The following is an 18117-nucleotide window of genomic DNA, read 5'->3' as shown; positions in this document are numbered from 1 at the left end:
ATGAAGTTAGCCACATTAAAAGATGCCTCTCGCGACGGCCAACTCGTCGTCGTGAGCCGTGACTTATCACAGTGTATTGCAGTGCCTGATATCGCGAACACATTGCAATTCGCACTCGACAACTGGCAACAGACCAAACCTCTATTGGAAGAGGTGTACTTGGGACTCAATCAAGGGATCTTGCTTCAAGCTATGCCATTCGACCAAAACCAGTGCGAATCACCATTGCCAAGGGCCTATCAATGGGCGGATGGGTCAGCCTATGTCAATCATGTCGAACTGGTTCGTAAAGCCCGCGGAGCAGAAATACCAGAAAGCTTTTGGACTGATCCGTTGATGTACCAAGGTGGCTCGGACGCATTTCTCGCCCCAAGAGATCCCATCGTCATGGCAAGCGAACAATGGGGCATAGACTTTGAAGGCGAAGTTGCAGTTGTGACCGGCGATGTCCCAATGGGTTGCTCGACCGCACAAGCCTCTGACGCTATTCAGTTGCTGATGCTGGTCAATGATGTTTCGCTTCGCGGCCTTATCCCACAAGAACTCGCTAAAGGGTTTGGTTTCTTTCAATCGAAACCATCCTCGGCGTTCTCTCCCGTTGCAGTCACGCCTGATGAATTAGCAGATGCGTGGCAAGATAACAAAGTGCATTTACCGCTTGTTTCTGTCTACAACCGTGAACCTTTCGGTCACCCTAACGCTGGGACCGACATGACATTCGACTTTGCCCAATTGGTTGCTCATGCTGCTAAAACTCGTCCTTTGTCAGCTGGCACTATCGTTGGCTCTGGCACCGTCTCTAACAAGCAAGGGACAGAATATGGCACCTCTATCGAAGAAGGTGGCGTCGGCTATTCATGCATTGCAGAGCGGCGCATGATAGAGACCATAAGAGATGGTAAACCAAGCACATCGTTTATGCATTTTGGTGACACGATTAAGTTGGAAATGCTCGATAAAAACGGCCACTCCATCTTCGGTTCCATTGAACAGGTGGTTGAAGCATACAAGGATTAACCATGACTCAATTTGTACTGTATGAGTATTGGCGCTCGTCTGCCTCTTATCGGGTACGAATTGCTTTAAACCTGAAGCAGTTACCTTACCTATCCATGCCTATTCATCTGCTTAAAGATGGCGGAGAGCAACATCACGCCATGTATGCAGAGCTCAATGCCAACGAGTTAGTACCGACGCTGGTCGATAATGATTTTGATGGTGAAAAACTGGTACTGAATCAGTCTCTCACCATTATAGATTACCTAGACGAACGTTTTCCTCGGCCGCGGTTAACGCCCGTTTCAGGCCGCGAACGTTATCTCGTTACTGCATTGGCTCAAGACATCGCTATCGATTTACATCCCATCAATAATCTACGCGTTATCCAAAAGCTCAGTCGAGACTTTGATTTGAGTGAGGCGGGTAAAACCGAATGGATGCAATATTGGATTGAACTTGGTTTTCATGCACTAGAGAAAAAGCTCATCGATGTGCATGGAGAGTATTGTGTCGGTGATAGCATCAGCTTAGTAGATGTTTGTCTGGTCCCTCAGCTCTACAACGCAGAGCGGTTTGGCGTAGACATGAGCCCGTTTCCAATCATTACATCAATTTGTTCGAAACTTTGTGAACATCCAGCTTTTGTTGCCGCAGAGCCAGAAAGGCAACCCGATGCCAGTTAATGAAAAAGACCAGCGTCAAATGCTGGTCTTTTTTTGCTATTCAATAAATTAGGCCAGATTAGATGGCGGCCAAGGTCGATGCTGCTCAGAGTCGACCCATTCCTGTACCCATTGTGGCGTTTCGTTGTCTGCAGGACTTACGCCTGCGGCATCCACTACATCAAGCGGCGCAACGATGCCTTGTTTTGATGTGACACCCGCTCGAATCAAAACCGATGAGCAAGGCTCGCCTTTCACCCACATAGACTGTTCGAGGTAAAACCACTTGTCATCTGTTGCGACGCATTGGGTTTTCATGGTGATTTTATCAAACATGTGGATGCGCTTTCGATAACGGACTGAGCTGCCTGCAACGACTAGTCCCCAACGTTTTTTCTTTAACGTCGACATCAAGCCACATTTTACAGATAACGCCGTACGTCCGAGATCATATAAGGTTAGTATGCGGCCATTGTTGAGCTCAAGAAACAGATCGATATCCCATGGGTGGCAGCGAAATTGGATTTCATCTTGTTGTGTGTAGGAAAGTGTTGGCTGCTTTTTTGATTGAATAATGGTTTTTGCCAACCGGAAAAAAGGGTACATAGGGTTACTCATATTACTGATTGACCTATAAACATAGACCTAATTTGGAGGTTTCACTCTAGTATCTCTTATTTTTGTGAACATAACGTTAACTATGGCAATCAATACCTGTAACATTAAGATTTTACCAATCGTGGATTGAACAATGACGATATCGCCAATTGCTGTGCGCCTCACTCGCGGAACTGATTTGAAACAAGCATTGCATAAGCTGGTTGCTGAACACCAGATCCAAGCGGGTTCCATTGCCTCATGCGTCGGTTGCCTGTCACAAATATCTATGCGTTTAGCAGGAGCAGAGCACACTCTTAAACGCTCTGAGCCATTTGAAATTGTCTCTGTGATGGGAACTCTGACGCCTGAGCATCAACATGTGCACATTTCTGTCGCTGACAGCAAAGGCAATGTATTGGGAGGACACCTCTTAGAGGAGAGCATCGTTGATACGACAGCGGAGCTCATTGTGCATTGTTATCCAGAACTGGTGTTCGAACGTGAGATAGACAAAACAACTGGGTATACCGAACTTCACGTTATTTCAAAGGATTAACCGTAAAAGCTACATCCAACGTAATATCTATTAGTGGATTATACTAAGGCAAAGCTTTGCTAAGATTGAGTCAAATATAAGGAACATTCATGATCGCTAAAATCATTATCACGCTACTCGTTGTACTCGTTGGATACATGTTTTACAAAAACAGTAATGCGCCCTCTTACCTCGGTATACACAATGGCAAATTCGCCCCTATGCCTTCCACACCTAATGCAGTCTCATCACAAACTGATGACCCAGAAAAATCAGTGGATGCACTGAGCTTCAAAGACCTAGACTCAGCCAAACAAAAAGTAGTCTCTGTGCTCAGCACTATGGGTGGTAATAAGATCGAAGAAGACGACGGCAACTACCTGCATGTTGTTTTCACCACACCGACGATGAAGTACAACGACGACGTCGAACTGTATTTCGACACGAATAGTGGTCTTTTACATTACCGTTCTCAATCGCGAACAGGATACAGCGACAAGGGATTGAATCGAGAGCGTTACAATCAGTTTAGTACTCTCTACAACGAGTAGTCCTGCCGTTCGGTAACCTCTAGTAAAAGTTTGCTGCATCGCACAGCCGAGATTCTAAAATATGTTAGGATGCGATTACATTAAGATTTGGGGCATTAACAATTTGAACAATAAAGTAAAAGTCCTATTTGTCGCTCTCGCTTTAGGCGCAGGTTTTTTTATTCCTAACCTGCTAAAACACGAACCTTCTGCTGATGTTGATCTCACCGATTACTGCATGCTTTCACAGCAAGTGTGCGAACAGCAGGGAGTCAAAATGAAGGTAGACTCACCACGCGTCACACCTCTAACACCTATTACGGTCGAAGTATTTTGGCCAGAGTCTGACGCACCTAATTTGAACATCTCATTGCAGGGAAAAGAGATGAACATGGGAGTGGTAAAGTTTCAGCTAGAAATGATCAAGCCTGATGTGTACCAAGGCGAAATCATCTTGCCCATCTGTGCTGAAGATTCAATGACATGGTATGGCACCGTCTCCAACGGTGATAGCGATATTAAGGCAGCGGTAAGGATGACGGCACGATGAAAAAACTCTGGATTGGCGCACTAGTTGGGGCATTTGCTTTAGGTTTTGGTGCTAAATTACTGGTGGACAAGCATAATGAGTCATTACTGCATCAAGCTGAATTGGATCAGTTGGCACAAGTGTCTGAGTCCGTACTTTTTGGAGAAGGTGGCAAACCTGTCGCAATCTTTGATCAAGCTGATCCTAGAACTCGCATTGTGTACTTTGGCTTTACTCGTTGTCCCGATGTATGCCCTACCTCGCTCGCCATGCTCGCTGGAGCATTGAATCAAATCGACGATGAAACCAAACAAACACTCAGACCCATGTTTGTTTCCCTTGACCCGGAGCGGGATGCGGCAGAAGCCTCTGCTGAATATGCGCAGTATTTCCATCCGATGATTGAGGGGTTGTCAGCACCTTTAGAGGTCACTAAACCACTCGCTCACAAATATGGGGTCATCTTTCGCAAAACAGAGCTAGAAGATTCCAAACTAGGCTATACCCTCGACCATAGCTCATACTTCTATTTCCTAAGCCCAGACGGTACGCTTATTGAAAAAGTACCGCATACTTTAACTCCTGCTCCTATCGTTGAAGCCATCAAACGCATCAATGCTCAGGGATAAACTAACGACAACAATGGACTAAACCATGAAGCTCAACAAATTGATACTTCCTCTACTTGCTCTAGCACCGCTATCTATGGCTCACGCAGCTATTGACGTCAACGACGCATATGCACGTGCAACGCCACCCAACGCCACCACCAGCGCCGTGTTTGCTACCATCGAGAATACTGGCGATAAAGATCGCGTTATTGTAGAAGCGGCGTCACAAGCTTCATCTGTCGTGGAACTGCACGATGTTATTATGGACGGCGACGTCATGAAGATGCGTCAAGTGAAGAGTATTACTGTACCTGCAAACGGTCAGACCATCCTTAAGCCAGGCAGCTTGCATATAATGCTGCTAGACGTTGAGAAACCAATGAAGGAAGGTGAGACCATTAATGTTGAGCTGACCTTTGCTAATGGTGAAGTTCAAGTATTAACCGTGCCAGTGAAAAAAGTCATGTCAGGCATGAAGAAACACGCTCATCACTAAGAACTAAAAGGCCAACGCCACGAGAGGGTTGGCCTTCATTCTGATAAATTAATGCCCCTTCTTTGCGCTCACTAAACTAGACACCACTACAGCCATATAGAACACACCCGTAATCGCCTGTAAGTATACCGCGACCTCTGCAAGTGGACTGTTAGGGCTATAGTCGCCATAACCCAGTGTGGTTAATGTGACAAAGCTAAAGTAAGTCACTACTGAGAAATTACTTCCCCATTTATCTGAGTGCTCAATCCCATTGATTGCTGTTGGGTTAAAATTAATCAGCAACAAATAAATCGCAGCCCAACCAAGCCCCATCACTAAGAACAAGGCAATGGAGCCTACTAACTTATTGTTGTCAATCTCGGAAGAAAGCAAAATCTGATGAGCAGTCGACTGAAACACACCATAGAAAAACGCCAACATCAGCACTAACATCGCAACATTTGCGTGTCCGCTATCAAAGAAGGTGTGAGTAAGGATCGCAATAAGCATCATGATACTGACACTAACCAAGTATATATACCAACCTTTTGAAAATTTCATACTAATCAAACAAATAACAAAACTGTTTAACACTACAGGCTTCAACAAAAAGTCAAGATCATCGCCGGGGAGCTCACGCGAAAGAGCACCTATAATCAGAATAAGAATGAGAGAAAGAGTGAAGAAAATGAAGTTGTTAGATTCATTGATTGATCGCATGGCTACCCCAATATGATTGTCTAAATCGTCATCAGCACTATTCAGTGAATAGCAAGCTAATATTTTTTGTAAATAACTGAATATTGGTACTAATCTAAAGAATGTCCCCTAACAAATTAGAATAGTAATAAGCAAACGGAGTTGCCAATGCGTCTACCAATTATATTGGTGTTAACAGCGCTTGTCGTTGGGTGTAGCAGCAGTCCCCACGACAGTACCATTCGTGTTAATGAATCAAACTATTTACAGGCGAAAATCGGCCCCAGAGATGAAGCCGTCAGCCTTATTAATGAACCATATCGCATTTGGGGAGACCAAATACCGAAAAACCTTAAAGTACTAAAGGAGAATTACGACGATAAAGGTAACCTCGACCTTTTGAAGAACGCACCAGATGCACCAAAAGTGATTGGTGATCGTTTCAATGTTCTCGTACTTTCCGGTGGTGGTCCTAGAGGTGCCTATGGTGCTGGCGTGATTAATGGCTTGAAGGATAAAGGGGAACTGCCTGAGTTTTCTCTGATTACGGGAGTTAGTGCTGGCGCCTTAATTGCTCCATTTGTTTTCGTTGGCGGTGACAAGTACGACGAACTCAAAACGGTCATGTTAGGCCTGAACGATGACATGATGTTAGGTGGAACCAGTATTTTTAAGATTCTGTTTGGAGATGCATTCTCTGAGGGAGACAACTTCTACAAAATGGTTCAGAAAACCTTTGATGATGAATTTATAGAGGAAATTGCAAAAGCGCACCAATCGGGCAAACGTATGTTGATTGGTACTACTCACTTTGACTCTGGCAGACAGATGATCTGGAACATAGGACGTATCGCTACCAGTGATCTACCCAATAAAAAAGACATTATTCATCAGGTTCTTGCAGCTAGTTCATCCATACCTGGAGTCTTTCCCCCACAGTTCATTCCTGTTAAGTACAACGGTCAGTCTTTAGAAGAGATGCATGTGGATGGTGGCTTATCCAGTCAACTATTCTTCGACCCAGTGGGCTTTGATTTCACCAAGGTGACCAAGGCACTCGGATATGCAAAACCTCCGCATATTTACATCATCCGTAACGGACGATTAAGAACTGAGTTCAAGTTCATCGAGGACGATACTGTCAGTTTGGCAGCTCGCAGTGTAGATAATTTAATACTCGCCCAAACTAGAGGTGATGTGTTTAGGGAAATGTACATCTCCAAAAAAATAGGCGCAAAGTTGTTCTTAACTTTTGTCGATGAGGATTACACTCAAAAGCCTCAGGACGGTAAGTTTTTCGACCCTGAATTTCTTAAATCTTTATACGACTATGGTTACGAAAAAGCAACCAGCGAAAAAGTTTGGGTTAATGAAATCCCATTGATTCGCCAATCTCCTTAGTATTTTATCACTTAAAAAAAACCGCTCTTATCGAGCGGTTTTTTTGTTATTCCTCAGAAGCTTCAGTGTGGTTACGCTTATGAGTGTTATGGTGCGCCGTTTTATGATGGTGGTGCGTGGGTTTATGCACATTGTGGCCACCATGAAGATGACGATGCTCATTGCTTTCTTTGTCTTGGAAAGCTAAATGATCTTTGTTGTGTTTGTGCTCGACTTCGTTTCCGTACTCGCGCATCATTTTTTCATGTGTCGCTGATTTTGTATGTTGCATTGACATGGCTAACCTCTTCTAAAAATTATTTATATTCGACAACGCGAGCAACGTAATCTGTGATTTCAATGTCACCGATGCTGTTCTGATATAAGTCTACAGAAAAGAAATCAGGAGCATCTTTAGATACTTGACTCTCTACTTTTTTAATTAGGTTCTCAAAGTTTGCTTCGCTGTATACAGTGAATGTTTTTACTTTTTCTAAGTTGTTAGCTTTCGCTTGATCTGCCGTAATGTAGGTATCACGATACTTTGCAGAAAGTTCATCCACACTGTTAGTAATGGTAAAGCCATTCTGAGTATTACTTACAATATATACATCATCAGAAAGCTTAACTTCTTGGATGCCTTTCATTGCTGTCGCCATTTCTTGTTTGTTATGGTTCACATCAGACATGTGCTGAAGTGATTCTGCGTAGACGCCAGATGAAAAAACGACTAAAACAGGTAGTAGATATTTAAACATAATAAGTTCTCTTGTGGTCATGTTGTGCGATGAGATTAATTTCTCATGCTTTGTTCTCACTTAACAGTGAAGGTTCTTTAAACGTCAATTAAGCCTTGTTTAACTGAGTTTAAAAATAATGTCTCACCCCTAAGGTGAAGGCGATATCTGTAGAGTTATCCATATTAAACAAGTTCTCGGTACCCGATATTTCTAATATGGTATTATCCCAATAATAACGATAACCTAGGGTCGCTTCATTGACGTTTTCTGAAAAAGCCGTCTGGTTTAACGCACCTTGATATAAATGATATTCTGCAATAATTTCATGGTTAGAAAGGAATCGATAACCATAACCAATTGCACCTTCCCAAGTGAATTCTTTGAAATACAGATCATCATCGATATTTTTATCGGCATGATGAACTACTCCTAGCGTCGAATAAATAGAGTGTCCACTTTTTGCGTATGACCAATTCAATTGTAAGTTTTGTTCAAAGCCACCTGATGAGAATTCGTAATCACTTTTATTGTTGTAATATAGCGACCCACCGATTGCCAATGCCTGATGTTCAGATTCATAAAGTGAATACTGAAGATACAGCGACACGGCGCTTTCCAGCGTATCGCCTTCAAAGTTGTTGTTATGAACACCATAGGTATCGCTATCGACGTTGAAGCTATCGTCTTCGACTTCGTCACGCCCATCAAGCTTCAGTCCAGCAGCATTATGGAATGACTTCACCAAACTATCTAAATGGTTATTATGGGCCCACGCAAACTGATAGCGTAGCTCAAGCTGTATCTTATCTGCGGGTGACCATTGCACCCCCGTCGTTATTCTATTTTGGTAGTAATCCATTTGGATATCATCACTGGTGATCCAAACGCTGCCGAAGTTGTACGTTGCAAACAGTTCGGTTTTATCATTAGTAAAACCGCTACGAAGTTGTGTTGCCAGCCCTAATGACTGTACTGGAGCTTGAGCATCTACTTTTAATGGCGATGATTTAATATCTTCTGCCATTGCATAATTGGTACCTAATAATGTCCATATCACTAGGCCTATGAGAATGTTTTTCATCATAACCTCTGATATATATAGTTCTCAGAAAATTAGCTGAGAAATTAAAATGATAGTTAAATTATATTTTTTCTAATGGCCTTGAGCTTTCAAAGCATTATATCTATCGCACAGAACGAACCAACGGTAATTGTGTTTCGCAGCTGTTGTCGCCTTATAATCCATCAAGTTTGAGAATATTTGATTACTTCCCAGATCGAAGAATTTTTTATCAATTGAGGAAAGAAGAATTTCTCGCTCTTCAGGTTCAAGCTCTTCATGGTTAATGACACTCTGTAGCGCTTTTAGATATAACAGTCTATTAATACTCACTAAATCTGAAATGCTAATTAAGTAAGCATAGGATGCTAGGATCCAGTTACTTACATTCAAAGACTTTCTCTTTTCTATATCGGTCACTTTGAATTTATTAATAAATCGATTCAGTTCTTTCTTGATCACTGTGGCTGTCGTACGTGCAGGGATTAAATAGAACGCCCCCCACAAAATCAGCAATGCAGTGATATTACCGACGATAGAATTAAGAAAGTTCTCAAAATCATAACTTGGGGCACTGGTTAACGGAACAAGGCTCGTCCATGAAAACAACGAAACCATACACACCACTTTCAGTAGTGACTTGCTCTGCCAAAACCAATAAGCCGCCAAATACACGCCAGTAAAGCCGACTACTGCAACTATCCAAGGCGAGCCAATTGGCATGGCCCCAAAGGTCAGAATAAACGCAAAACCACCAGCTAAGAATTGTGCATATATATTTGGACTTTGTGCCTGCTCTGAACCTGGATTTGCAGCGTACACCGAGATGATCATTCCAGCCATGATCATTGCCGACATACCACTATCCCATTGCAGCTCAATCCACATAAATGAAAGCGTGAACAGCGTGATGGTTGCTCTCACCATATTGTTGAGCACTACGTAACCATCGGTAAAGCGTCCTATATCGTTGGCATAATCTTTATTGGTGTAGTCAAATACACTGTTTTCGCTCTTGTATAAATCCAGTTGTGTGGCAAATAAAGCGACCTGCTCATTAAACACCTCGACCAGGTCAATATCTTTAATTCCCCACCTTTCAATCCATGATTCATTGATATCAACGCGAAAATTAGCTTTACACAACTCCTCCCACGCCTCATTAGGAATGGCTATGGCCTCACCAAGCTTTTTTAACTCGATGGCTTTGATACCAATATTGATAGAGTCATAAAAAGCAGTACGACTGTTGAGTTTTTCTTCCTTAGCGTTTCGGCTTCCATATATCTCATCATCGACCAACTGCCACTTTTTGCTCACAAATACCAAAAACGCACGTGTCAGTTTGGTAGCATTATCTTCATCAGTAACAAACAGATTGCTTAGAAAGTTCTCTGTATAATTTTTGACAGAAAACAACTCATGCTGGTCATCTTTATAAGGAATGATCATAGCCGCGACCATTGCCATTAAAATACCAAATGAGATACCAACACAACGAAGCTGTACGTGGTCAAATAAATTGGTCATGTCAGGGTTCGCTGCCAATGGGAAACCCACTAAAGACAAGGTAATCCCCATCACGGCAAACATGTAGGACACACGTCCATGAAAATATGATGCGATACCTAAACTTGTTACCACTCCAAATATAATGAATGAGTTAAACAACCAAGAGTCAATAAGCGTAGCGCTGGCCACAAAAAGCACATATGCACCGCCAGTAAATGTCCCGATAAGGCGTGCCGCCGCTTTTTTGATACTCGCTCCGCGACTGCCAGTGATTTGAATAATCGCGGCTGTTGCCATAGAAGTACTCGTGGCCGAAGAATCCATTAACAGCGATAAGCCCCATGTCATCAATACAGCCAGGCAAAACCGCAAAGCAAATGCCACCGATTCTGGATTTGTCCATTGTCGAACAATCGTCGCTAACATCACTGAATATCCACTGAAACCGTTGTGCCAGCAATCAGTCTCTCACTTTCAAGGACTTCTTTAGGGATGCTAATACGCACCGGTACGCGTTGCGCGAGACGGACCCAAGGCACTGTTGGGTTAACGTTTGATATTAATCCGGAATTATCGGCACTCTGATCAATAATCGCACGACCAATACCTTCAATTTTGCCGACAAATGTTTTATCGGATGAAAATGGACGAATGTTAGCTTTCGCCCCTTCAACCAAGCCTTTTACTTTTGTCTCGGTGAAATAGGCCAAAATGTAATAGGTGTCACTCTCGACTAATGCAACAAAGGTTTCACCTTTATTGATGTAGTTCCCTTGGCGTTGGTTAAGATTCGTTACATAACCATCTTGCGGTGCGACCACTTTAGTGCGACTTAAATCTAGTTCTGCTTTAGCCAAGCTACTTTTTGCTTGCTCTAAAGCGGCTTTATTAGCTGCTACGGCGAGCTTCTCCGAGATCACTTGCTCTTCAGAGACTAGTTTTTTACTCAACAATCTTGAATCACGACGGTAAGAGTTCTTCGATTGCTCTAGCTCGGCCTCCGCCTTCAACATTGCATACTTAGCTTGGGAAACACTGTTTTTGTAATCCGCATCATCAATAGCAAAGAGTAAATCACCAGCATTAACAAACTGGTTGTCATGTACAGCTACGGTAACTATCTCTCCCGAGACTTTTGGCGCTACTTCTGCAATTTCAACGTGAACTTTAGCATCGCGAGTCCAAAGAGATTGGGTGTAGGCGACCCAAGACGTATAACAAGTCGCCCCCGCAGCGATCACTAATGCAGTCGGTAATAGAACTCGAAATAACTTCATTTAGCTCACCTTTATTAGTAGTAATTGTCCAGTAACAATAATTACTAAACAAAGTTCTGTTAATGAAGGATTCATGATCTTTCCTTTTCTCAATAGTCCACCTAGTGTGTATTTGACTACAATTAGTATTGCAATTGCCGCTGCTACCAACACCATAAAACCGGGTATGTAGAAGTAGTCAAATATAATATGATCATTCATTTTTACACCATTATAGTTTTTAGAATTAACTTAAATAACTTTACTTTCCGATATAGATAAACAATGAAAGCAGCGGTAATAGCTAAGATTAAATCTATAAGCACTTTCATTAATCAACTTGGTGTTCATTTTAATATCCGCTGAAGATAAATTAATCCACAGCCAATAAAATTCACATAAAAACAATCTACATATAAATCTCAAACCATTGATTTTCATAAGATTAAACCCAAATAACCAACCATTTCAGACCATGCGGACCGTATCAAAATTAACTAGTATTAGCCGTAAATCAATGATTGGACTTCACACAGCGGCTCTAGTAAGAGACAAATAAAAAGGATATTTTGCGCAACAATTTATTTATAACACGATGATTATTGTCTTTTTATTTTCTATTGATGGTTTTATTCATTTAATTGGTAATAATTCAATTCGACTTAAGCGAGACAGCTTTTTCAAAAACCAAACGCAGTGATATTACTGTTCTATCCAATTAAATAAATCTGGAGCTATATAATGCCTTTTGAAGAAAAGAATAATGCAGCTATCGATGATGTTTTTGCAAACAAACTATTAGACAAAACCATCGATAAATATACTTTCCCTAATGACGAATCAAATCCTGATGCTGCATACCAGCTAGTATCTGATGAGCTTATTCTTGATGGTAACTCTCGTCAAAACCTAGCAACTTTTTGCCAAACTTGGGTAGACGGTAACATCCACAAAATCATGGACGAGTGCATCGACAAAAACATGATCGACAAAGATGAGTACCCACAAACAGCAGAAATCGAGAACCGTTGCGTTCATATGCTTGCTGATCTTTGGAACTCTCCAGATCCTGAAAACACGATGGGCTGTTCAACAACAGGTTCAAGTGAAGCGGCCATGCTTGGCGGTATGGCAATGAAATGGCGCTGGCGCGAGAAGCGTCGCAAGGAAGGTAAGCCAACTGACAAACCAAACCTAATTTGCGGTCCAGTACAAGTATGCTGGCACAAATTCGCTAAGTACTGGGATATCGAACTACGCGAAATTCCTATGGAAGGCGACCGTCTACTAATGACTCCAGAAGAAGTTCTAGCCCGTGTTGACGAAAACACTATCGGTGTTGTTCCTACTCTTGGCGTAACGTTCACTTGTCAGTATGAACCTGTAAAAGCGATTGCTGATGCACTAGACAAACTGCAAGAAGAAACTGGCCTTGATGTACCAATGCACGTTGATGGCGCAAGTGGCGCATTCATCGCACCGTTCTGCGACCCTGAACTAGAGTGGGATTTCCGTATTCCTCGTGTTAAGTCAATCAACGCATCTGGCCACAAATATGGTCTTGCACCTCTTGGTGTGGGCTGGGTTGTCTTCCGCGAAGCAAGCGATCTTCCTGAAGATCTGATCTTCCGTGTTAACTACCTTGGTGGTGACATGCCAACATTCGCACTGAACTTCTCTCGCCCTGGCGGTCAGATCGTTGCTCAGTACTACAACTTCTTACGTTTGGGTAAAGAAGGTTATAAGCGTATCCACGACGCTTGCTACAACTCAGCTCAATACCTAGCTGATGAAGTAAGCAAAATGGGCTTATTCGACATCATTTACGATGGCCGCGGTGGTATTCCAGCTATGAGCTTTAGCTTAAAAGCGGACGTAGATGCAGGCTTTAACTTGTTTGACCTAAGTGACGCTATCCGCGCTCGTGGTTGGCAAATTGCCGCATATTCCATGCCTTCAAACCGCGAAGATTTGGTCATTATGCGCATCCTAGTTCGTCACGGTGTGAGTCACGACATGGTTGATCTACTCGTTCAAGATCTAAAACGCACAATCGAGAAATTTGAGAAATTCCCAATCGTTAACTCTGTTGACGAAGAAAGCTCAAGCACGTTTAACCACGGTTAATCATCTCAAGCAAAGAGGGGCTAGTAGCCCTAGCCCCTCGCACTCTAATCACAATAATTATTGCGTACCAAAGCAGTCTGGTTCTTGTTCCGGGCTCTGGAGTTCTTTGGTTTGCATTTAGGAATCTAAGTAATCAGAGGTTAAAATGGCAACTCTAATGAGGCTATCTCCTTCTAAATATATTAAGCATATTTTTCTAAGTATGTTGGCAGTATTTATGCTGGCAGGAAATATCACTACAGATACAAATAGCGGCGTATCTGGCTTTGACATGTTCAATAATGTTCAAGCTCAAGAACAAACTACAGACCATGCTGCTGTTCAACATTCAACTACAAGCATCAAAGCTCCAGCAAAAGCAGAGCCTATGTGGGTAGTAAAAGTGTTCCGTGAACACCAAGCATTGGCAATTTTCATCACCCTGGGCTTGGGATATTGGTTAGGGGCAATCAAATTCGGTCACTTCAGCTTAGGTGCAGTAACAGGTACGCTAATCGCAGGTGTTATCATCGGTCAGCTTGATATCTCGATCTCTTCACAAGTTAAGTCAATGTTCTTCACGATGTTCCTATTCGCTGTAGGTTATGGTGTCGGCCCGCAATTTGTTCGAGGTGTAGCCAAAAATGGTGCTCCACAAGCGATATTCGCAGTAGTCATTTCATTTCTATGTTTCGCAGTAACGTACGCTGGTGCCAAAATTGCTGGTTACGATGTTGGTCTAGCTGCAGGCCTTTGGGCCGGCGCACAAACCATCTCCGCTTCTATCGGTCTAGCGACTGATGCAATCAACTCATCTGGTTTCAGCAATACTAAAGAGCTACTAGACCAAATTCCAGTGGCTTACGCTATCTGTTATCTGTTCGGTACTATTGGTACTGGTATGATCCTAGCTTATGTTGGTCCAACTCTACTCGGAGTTAACCTTGAAGAAGCTTGTAAAGACTACGAAAAAGAGATGTCTGCAGGTACACCAGAAGATGGTATTTCACGTGTTTGGCATCGCTCTGAATCTCGTACCTATGAGATCTCTGACGATATCAACGGTATGACAGTGGCTGAATTCGAATCTCAACACCACGCAGAACGCCTCTTCATTGAGAAGCTGAAACGCAATGGTGAAGTAGTGGATGTCGAGCCAACTATGGCGCTAGCGGCAAAAGACATTATTGCATTAACAGGTCATACCGATGCACTCGTACACGCTCAACAGTATTTAACAGAAGTAGCGGACGAGGAGCTTGATAACCTGCCATTAGAAACCGTAGACCTAGTTGTTACCAACAAAAAGTTCGCTAACCGCACATTAGTCTCACTAGCAGATGAAGATTACGCTCGTGGCGTGTTCCTAAACAAAATCAGTCGTGGTGCAGCAAGTCAAGAAGTACCCCTACTAGCACAAACTGAAATTCATCGTGGTGACGTACTAAGTATTACTGGTACTAAAACGCATACATCACGTATGGAAAAAGAAGTAGGCCATGTAGATAGAACGACAACTGAAACGGATATGGTTTGGGTTGGTCTCTTTATCGTAATATTCGGTTTACTAGGCGCACTAGCTGTTAATATCGATGGCGCACCTGTTACTCTGTCTGTATCTGGCGGTGTTCTAATCGGTGGTTTAGTATTAGGTTGGTTACGCTCAATTCACCCAACATTTGCTCGACTTCCAGAACCAACACAGTGGTTTATGAACTCAGTTGGTCTTAACGTCTTTATTGCTATCGTAGGTATTTCTGCAGGTCCTGGCTTTGTGGCTGGCCTTGAAAACGTAGGTCCAGAACTGTTCCTAATCGGTGCGGCAGCAACGGCTATTCCAATGCTATTAGCTCCACTTATTGGTAAGTATATCTTTAAATTCCACCCAGCTATAAACCTAGGTGTTTGTGGTGGCGCACGTACGAGTACTGCTTCAGTCGCTATGGTAGGTGAGAAAGCGAAAAGCAACATCCCTATGCTTGGTTACACTGTTCCTTATGCGGTATCCAATACCCTATTGACCTTAATGGGTATGTTTATGGTGTTATTCTACTAATAGGTAGCAGTCATTAACTATTACCACCCTCGATGATCAATTAAGCCCCTTACTTTTGTAAGGGGCTTTTTTACGCGAGTTATTCCTCAATAAAACCACTAACAAAAATAGCGATTTTTTCTTTCTATAAGCCTCTGATTTAAAAACCATATCCAACCGTCCTTAAAGATAATAAAAATAAAATATGAAAATATTTCTTATTTTTCTTGAATTCCAATATTGGGCGACCCTACCTATGAATTGTCGATAATTGATTTAGGTATTAAAAGTGAAAAAGACAGCATTAACATTACTTCTTCTTACACCAATGATTAGCTATGCCAATACTGGAAAAAAAGTGGGGATCGGTATGGCATTTGACCAAGGTCTAAGCGTAGTCGTTGACTTTAACCAACAAATAAAGTTCATCGCAGGTGATGATGGATTAGCTCTAGATTATTCATTTTTAAAGGGGAATCTAGCTGCAGAAGCTCCTTTGAGTTGGTATGTGGCTGGCGGTGCGTACTACGACTGGAATAATGATTTTGGCGTTCGTATTCCTATTGGCATGAATTTAAACTTTGCAAAAGATTGGAAACTTTATGCACAGATCCATCCCGAATTAAATATGAATCATGGCTTAGATTTGGATATTGGCGCTGCATTAGGCGTTACTTATAGCTTCTAATTCTAGTCGCTAAATTTAAACATTAACAAATAGAGAACTTAATAATGAACAAGACATTTCTACGTACTTTGCCTTTGCTATTATTACCACTAGCATCGGTTTCTTCTGCAGAACCTTATATTGGTGCTGGTTACTTATACTCTAGTTACGATGACATTAACGTATCTGGTTCTAATAATGGCTACACTATTTACGGCGGCTACAATTTTGCAAAACTCTTCTCTGCCGAATTAGCATACGCGGATTTTGTTGATACGAACTCCCCAATTGACAACTCGTCTATCTACTCAAATGCATGGCTAGCAAGTGGTAAGGTCACGTTACCAATTGCAATTTTCGATGTGTATGGTCGTCTTGGTATGGGTAGATTCTCTAACAGCATCAATACATCTACAGACGTATTCGGTGGTATTGGTGCAGGCGTTTCTTTAGGCCCAGCTCGAGTTGCTTTGGAGTACACTAAGTATGACACTGCGATTGTCAAAGATAGCGTAAACCTTTTAGTTGAATTCCACTTCTAATCACTCAACACTACCAGAGAAAACCAAAGCCAGTTCGCTTTGGTTTTTTTATACCCGCTGTGAACATCTAATCATAAAAAAACCGACCGCTGGTAATCGCGGTCGGTTTTTTGTGGACTCTATGGCTGAATGTGCGTCAACAAATCTTTAAGCTTCTCAAGTGTCATCAATTCAATTTGCCTGACTCTCTCTGCTGAAACCCTATGCCTCTCAGCAAGTTCGTTCAATGTTACTTTTTCTGATAACAGCCAACGACTTACGATAATATCTCGGCTTCGAGCATCTAATTTAGCCAAACCTGCATTCAATTCATCGTTAATGTGCCTATCCCAATCTTGAGTTTCATATTCAATCGCCACATCGAGTTGTGGCTCGGCAAACACTTCACCAGTCGATATGACTTGGTCTTCATCTTCACCTATTTTCGGGTCAATATAGGAATCTCTTGCAGATAGTCGCCCATCCATAGACAGCACATCTTTCTTGCTGACTTTCAACTTACTGGCTAAATTTTCAGCCTCACTCTCACTCATCCACTCTTGAGATTGCTTGTATTTTTTCAGATTAAAAAATAGTTTTCGCTGTGACTTCGTTGTGGCGATTTTTACAATGCTCCAGTTTTTTATAATAAAGTCGGTAATTTCTGATTTTATCCAATGAACAGCAAAGGATACCAACCTGAAGCCCAGTTCTGGGTTAAATTTCTTAACTGCCTTAAGCAAACCGATATTACCAGACTGAATCATATCGACTAACGGTAGACCATACCCGGCGAACCCCTTGGCGATGTAAACAACGTATCGCAGATGAGGCAATACTAATTTTGATATTACATCTTCATTATTGTTGTAGTATAGGTCGTTAGCTAATTGTCGCTCTTCACACTCTTTTAATATTGAGTGCGAATTGACATATTGCATATAGTAAGAAAGGTTTTGGCTATTGTTGAACGAAATAGCAGCATTTGAATGAGACATCATTTCTCCGATATATAGTAGTTTTTATGTAGACTTAAATCGGCGCGAATACTATTGATGTGATAAATCAATATAATAATGAGTTCATAATCTTGAGATAAAGTAAATATAACACATTAAAAACAATGACTTACGATAGTGTTTTGTATATTTTCAAACTTGACTTTGCAATAAAAATTACTGGTGATTAATTAAAATT

Annotated in this window: 20 protein-coding genes; 12 read left to right on the top strand and 8 right to left on the bottom strand. The window is 42.0% G+C overall.

The annotated features are described in order from the left end of the window. Positions 1–1017, top strand: a complete 1017-nt coding sequence (locus tag JKJ11_RS23995) for a fumarylacetoacetate hydrolase family protein (RefSeq protein WP_252039406.1) — start codon at positions 1–3, stop codon at positions 1015–1017. A 2-nt stretch (positions 1018–1019) separates the two neighbouring features. Then, positions 1020–1682 carry a maleylacetoacetate isomerase gene (gene maiA / locus JKJ11_RS23990; protein ID WP_088877724.1) on the top strand — a complete coding sequence of 221 codons (663 nt, stop codon included), beginning with the start codon at positions 1020–1022 and terminating at the stop codon, positions 1680–1682. Between the two features lie 48 nt (positions 1683–1730). Here maiA and JKJ11_RS23985 read toward each other — a convergent pair whose 3' ends face one another. Continuing rightward, positions 1731–2279, bottom strand: coding sequence for an acyl-CoA thioesterase (locus JKJ11_RS23985; protein ID WP_231892995.1), 549 nt, complete (start codon positions 2277–2279; stop codon positions 1731–1733). Positions 2280–2412: 133 nt separating this feature from the next. Here JKJ11_RS23985 and JKJ11_RS23980 point away from each other — a divergent pair, with 133 nt between their 5' ends. The 5 genes from JKJ11_RS23980 to JKJ11_RS23960 all read left to right on the top strand — a co-directional run bounded on the left by JKJ11_RS23980 (position 2413) and on the right by JKJ11_RS23960 (position 4962). Beyond that, positions 2413–2817: a PPC domain-containing DNA-binding protein gene (locus JKJ11_RS23980; protein ID WP_006070197.1), complete on the top strand. Its 405-nt coding sequence runs from the start codon at positions 2413–2415 to the stop codon at positions 2815–2817. Positions 2818–2906: 89 nt separating this feature from the next. After that, positions 2907–3347 carry a DUF1499 domain-containing protein gene (locus JKJ11_RS23975; protein ID WP_031494477.1) on the top strand — a complete coding sequence of 147 codons (441 nt, stop codon included), beginning with the start codon at positions 2907–2909 and terminating at the stop codon, positions 3345–3347. Between the two features lie 103 nt (positions 3348–3450). Further along, positions 3451–3876, top strand: a complete 426-nt coding sequence (locus tag JKJ11_RS23970; protein WP_252039405.1) for a hypothetical protein — start codon at positions 3451–3453, stop codon at positions 3874–3876. After that, entirely contained in the window at positions 3873–4484 is a 612-nt protein-coding gene (locus tag JKJ11_RS23965; protein ID WP_006070200.1) for an SCO family protein, read from the top strand. Before JKJ11_RS23970 ends, JKJ11_RS23965 begins: the two co-directional genes overlap by 4 nt. A gap of 25 nt (positions 4485–4509) precedes the next feature. Then, the gene (locus tag JKJ11_RS23960) at positions 4510–4962 is read left to right on the top strand and encodes a copper chaperone PCu(A)C (RefSeq protein WP_006070201.1); all 453 of its coding nucleotides are present in this window, start codon (positions 4510–4512) and stop codon (positions 4960–4962) included. Positions 4963–5010: 48 nt separating this feature from the next. Here JKJ11_RS23960 and JKJ11_RS23955 read toward each other — a convergent pair whose 3' ends face one another. Then, complete coding sequence (locus JKJ11_RS23955; RefSeq protein WP_006070202.1) at positions 5011–5664, bottom strand: potassium channel family protein; 654 nt, start codon at positions 5662–5664, stop codon at positions 5011–5013. A gap of 147 nt (positions 5665–5811) precedes the next feature. On the opposite strand from JKJ11_RS23955, the gene JKJ11_RS23950 reads away from it, so the two are divergent. Next, positions 5812–7044, top strand: a complete 1233-nt coding sequence (locus JKJ11_RS23950; protein WP_006070203.1) for a patatin family protein — start codon at positions 5812–5814, stop codon at positions 7042–7044. Positions 7045–7090: 46 nt separating this feature from the next. On the opposite strand, the gene JKJ11_RS23945 is transcribed toward JKJ11_RS23950, so the two are convergent. The 5 genes from JKJ11_RS23945 to JKJ11_RS23925 all read right to left on the bottom strand — a co-directional run bounded on the left by JKJ11_RS23945 (position 7091) and on the right by JKJ11_RS23925 (position 11612). Beyond that, positions 7091–7321: a hypothetical protein gene (locus JKJ11_RS23945; RefSeq protein ID WP_006070204.1), complete on the bottom strand. Its 231-nt coding sequence runs from the start codon at positions 7319–7321 to the stop codon at positions 7091–7093. Positions 7322–7340: 19 nt separating this feature from the next. Further along, complete coding sequence (locus JKJ11_RS23940) at positions 7341–7781, bottom strand: hypothetical protein (protein ID WP_252039403.1); 441 nt, start codon at positions 7779–7781, stop codon at positions 7341–7343. Positions 7782–7890: 109 nt separating this feature from the next. Beyond that, the gene (locus tag JKJ11_RS23935; protein WP_081411530.1) at positions 7891–8847 is read right to left on the bottom strand and encodes a DUF3187 family protein; all 957 of its coding nucleotides are present in this window, start codon (positions 8845–8847) and stop codon (positions 7891–7893) included. A gap of 69 nt (positions 8848–8916) precedes the next feature. Then, positions 8917–10761: an FUSC family protein gene (locus JKJ11_RS23930; RefSeq protein WP_124941648.1), complete on the bottom strand. Its 1845-nt coding sequence runs from the start codon at positions 10759–10761 to the stop codon at positions 8917–8919. Further along, entirely contained in the window at positions 10761–11612 is an 852-nt protein-coding gene (locus JKJ11_RS23925; protein WP_006070208.1) for an efflux RND transporter periplasmic adaptor subunit, read from the bottom strand. The genes JKJ11_RS23930 and JKJ11_RS23925 overlap by 1 nt, the downstream gene beginning before the upstream one ends. A 720-nt stretch (positions 11613–12332) precedes the next feature. Here JKJ11_RS23925 and gad point away from each other — a divergent pair. The 4 genes from gad to JKJ11_RS23905 all read left to right on the top strand — a co-directional run bounded on the left by gad (position 12333) and on the right by JKJ11_RS23905 (position 16941). Then, complete coding sequence (gene gad / locus JKJ11_RS23920; RefSeq protein ID WP_006070210.1) at positions 12333–13718, top strand: glutamate decarboxylase; 1386 nt, start codon at positions 12333–12335, stop codon at positions 13716–13718. A 145-nt stretch (positions 13719–13863) separates the two neighbouring features. Continuing rightward, the gene (aspT, locus tag JKJ11_RS23915; RefSeq protein ID WP_252039401.1) at positions 13864–15753 is read left to right on the top strand and encodes an aspartate-alanine antiporter; all 1890 of its coding nucleotides are present in this window, start codon (positions 13864–13866) and stop codon (positions 15751–15753) included. A gap of 268 nt (positions 15754–16021) precedes the next feature. Continuing rightward, positions 16022–16420, top strand: a complete 399-nt coding sequence (locus JKJ11_RS23910; protein ID WP_107306657.1) for a hypothetical protein — start codon at positions 16022–16024, stop codon at positions 16418–16420. 44 nt (positions 16421–16464) lie between these two features. Then, positions 16465–16941 carry an outer membrane beta-barrel protein gene (locus JKJ11_RS23905; protein ID WP_006070213.1) on the top strand — a complete coding sequence of 159 codons (477 nt, stop codon included), beginning with the start codon at positions 16465–16467 and terminating at the stop codon, positions 16939–16941. Between the two features lie 119 nt (positions 16942–17060). Here JKJ11_RS23905 and rpoH read toward each other — a convergent pair whose 3' ends face one another. After that, positions 17061–17921, bottom strand: coding sequence for an RNA polymerase sigma factor RpoH (rpoH, locus tag JKJ11_RS23900; RefSeq protein ID WP_252039400.1), 861 nt, complete (start codon positions 17919–17921; stop codon positions 17061–17063). Positions 17922–18117 lie beyond the last annotated feature (196 nt).

Source organism: Vibrio sp. SCSIO 43133, from assembly GCF_023716845.1.
Classification (GTDB): Bacteria; Pseudomonadota; Gammaproteobacteria; order Enterobacterales; family Vibrionaceae; genus Vibrio; species Vibrio mediterranei.
This window is presented reverse-complemented; position numbering and strand designations above follow the sequence as displayed.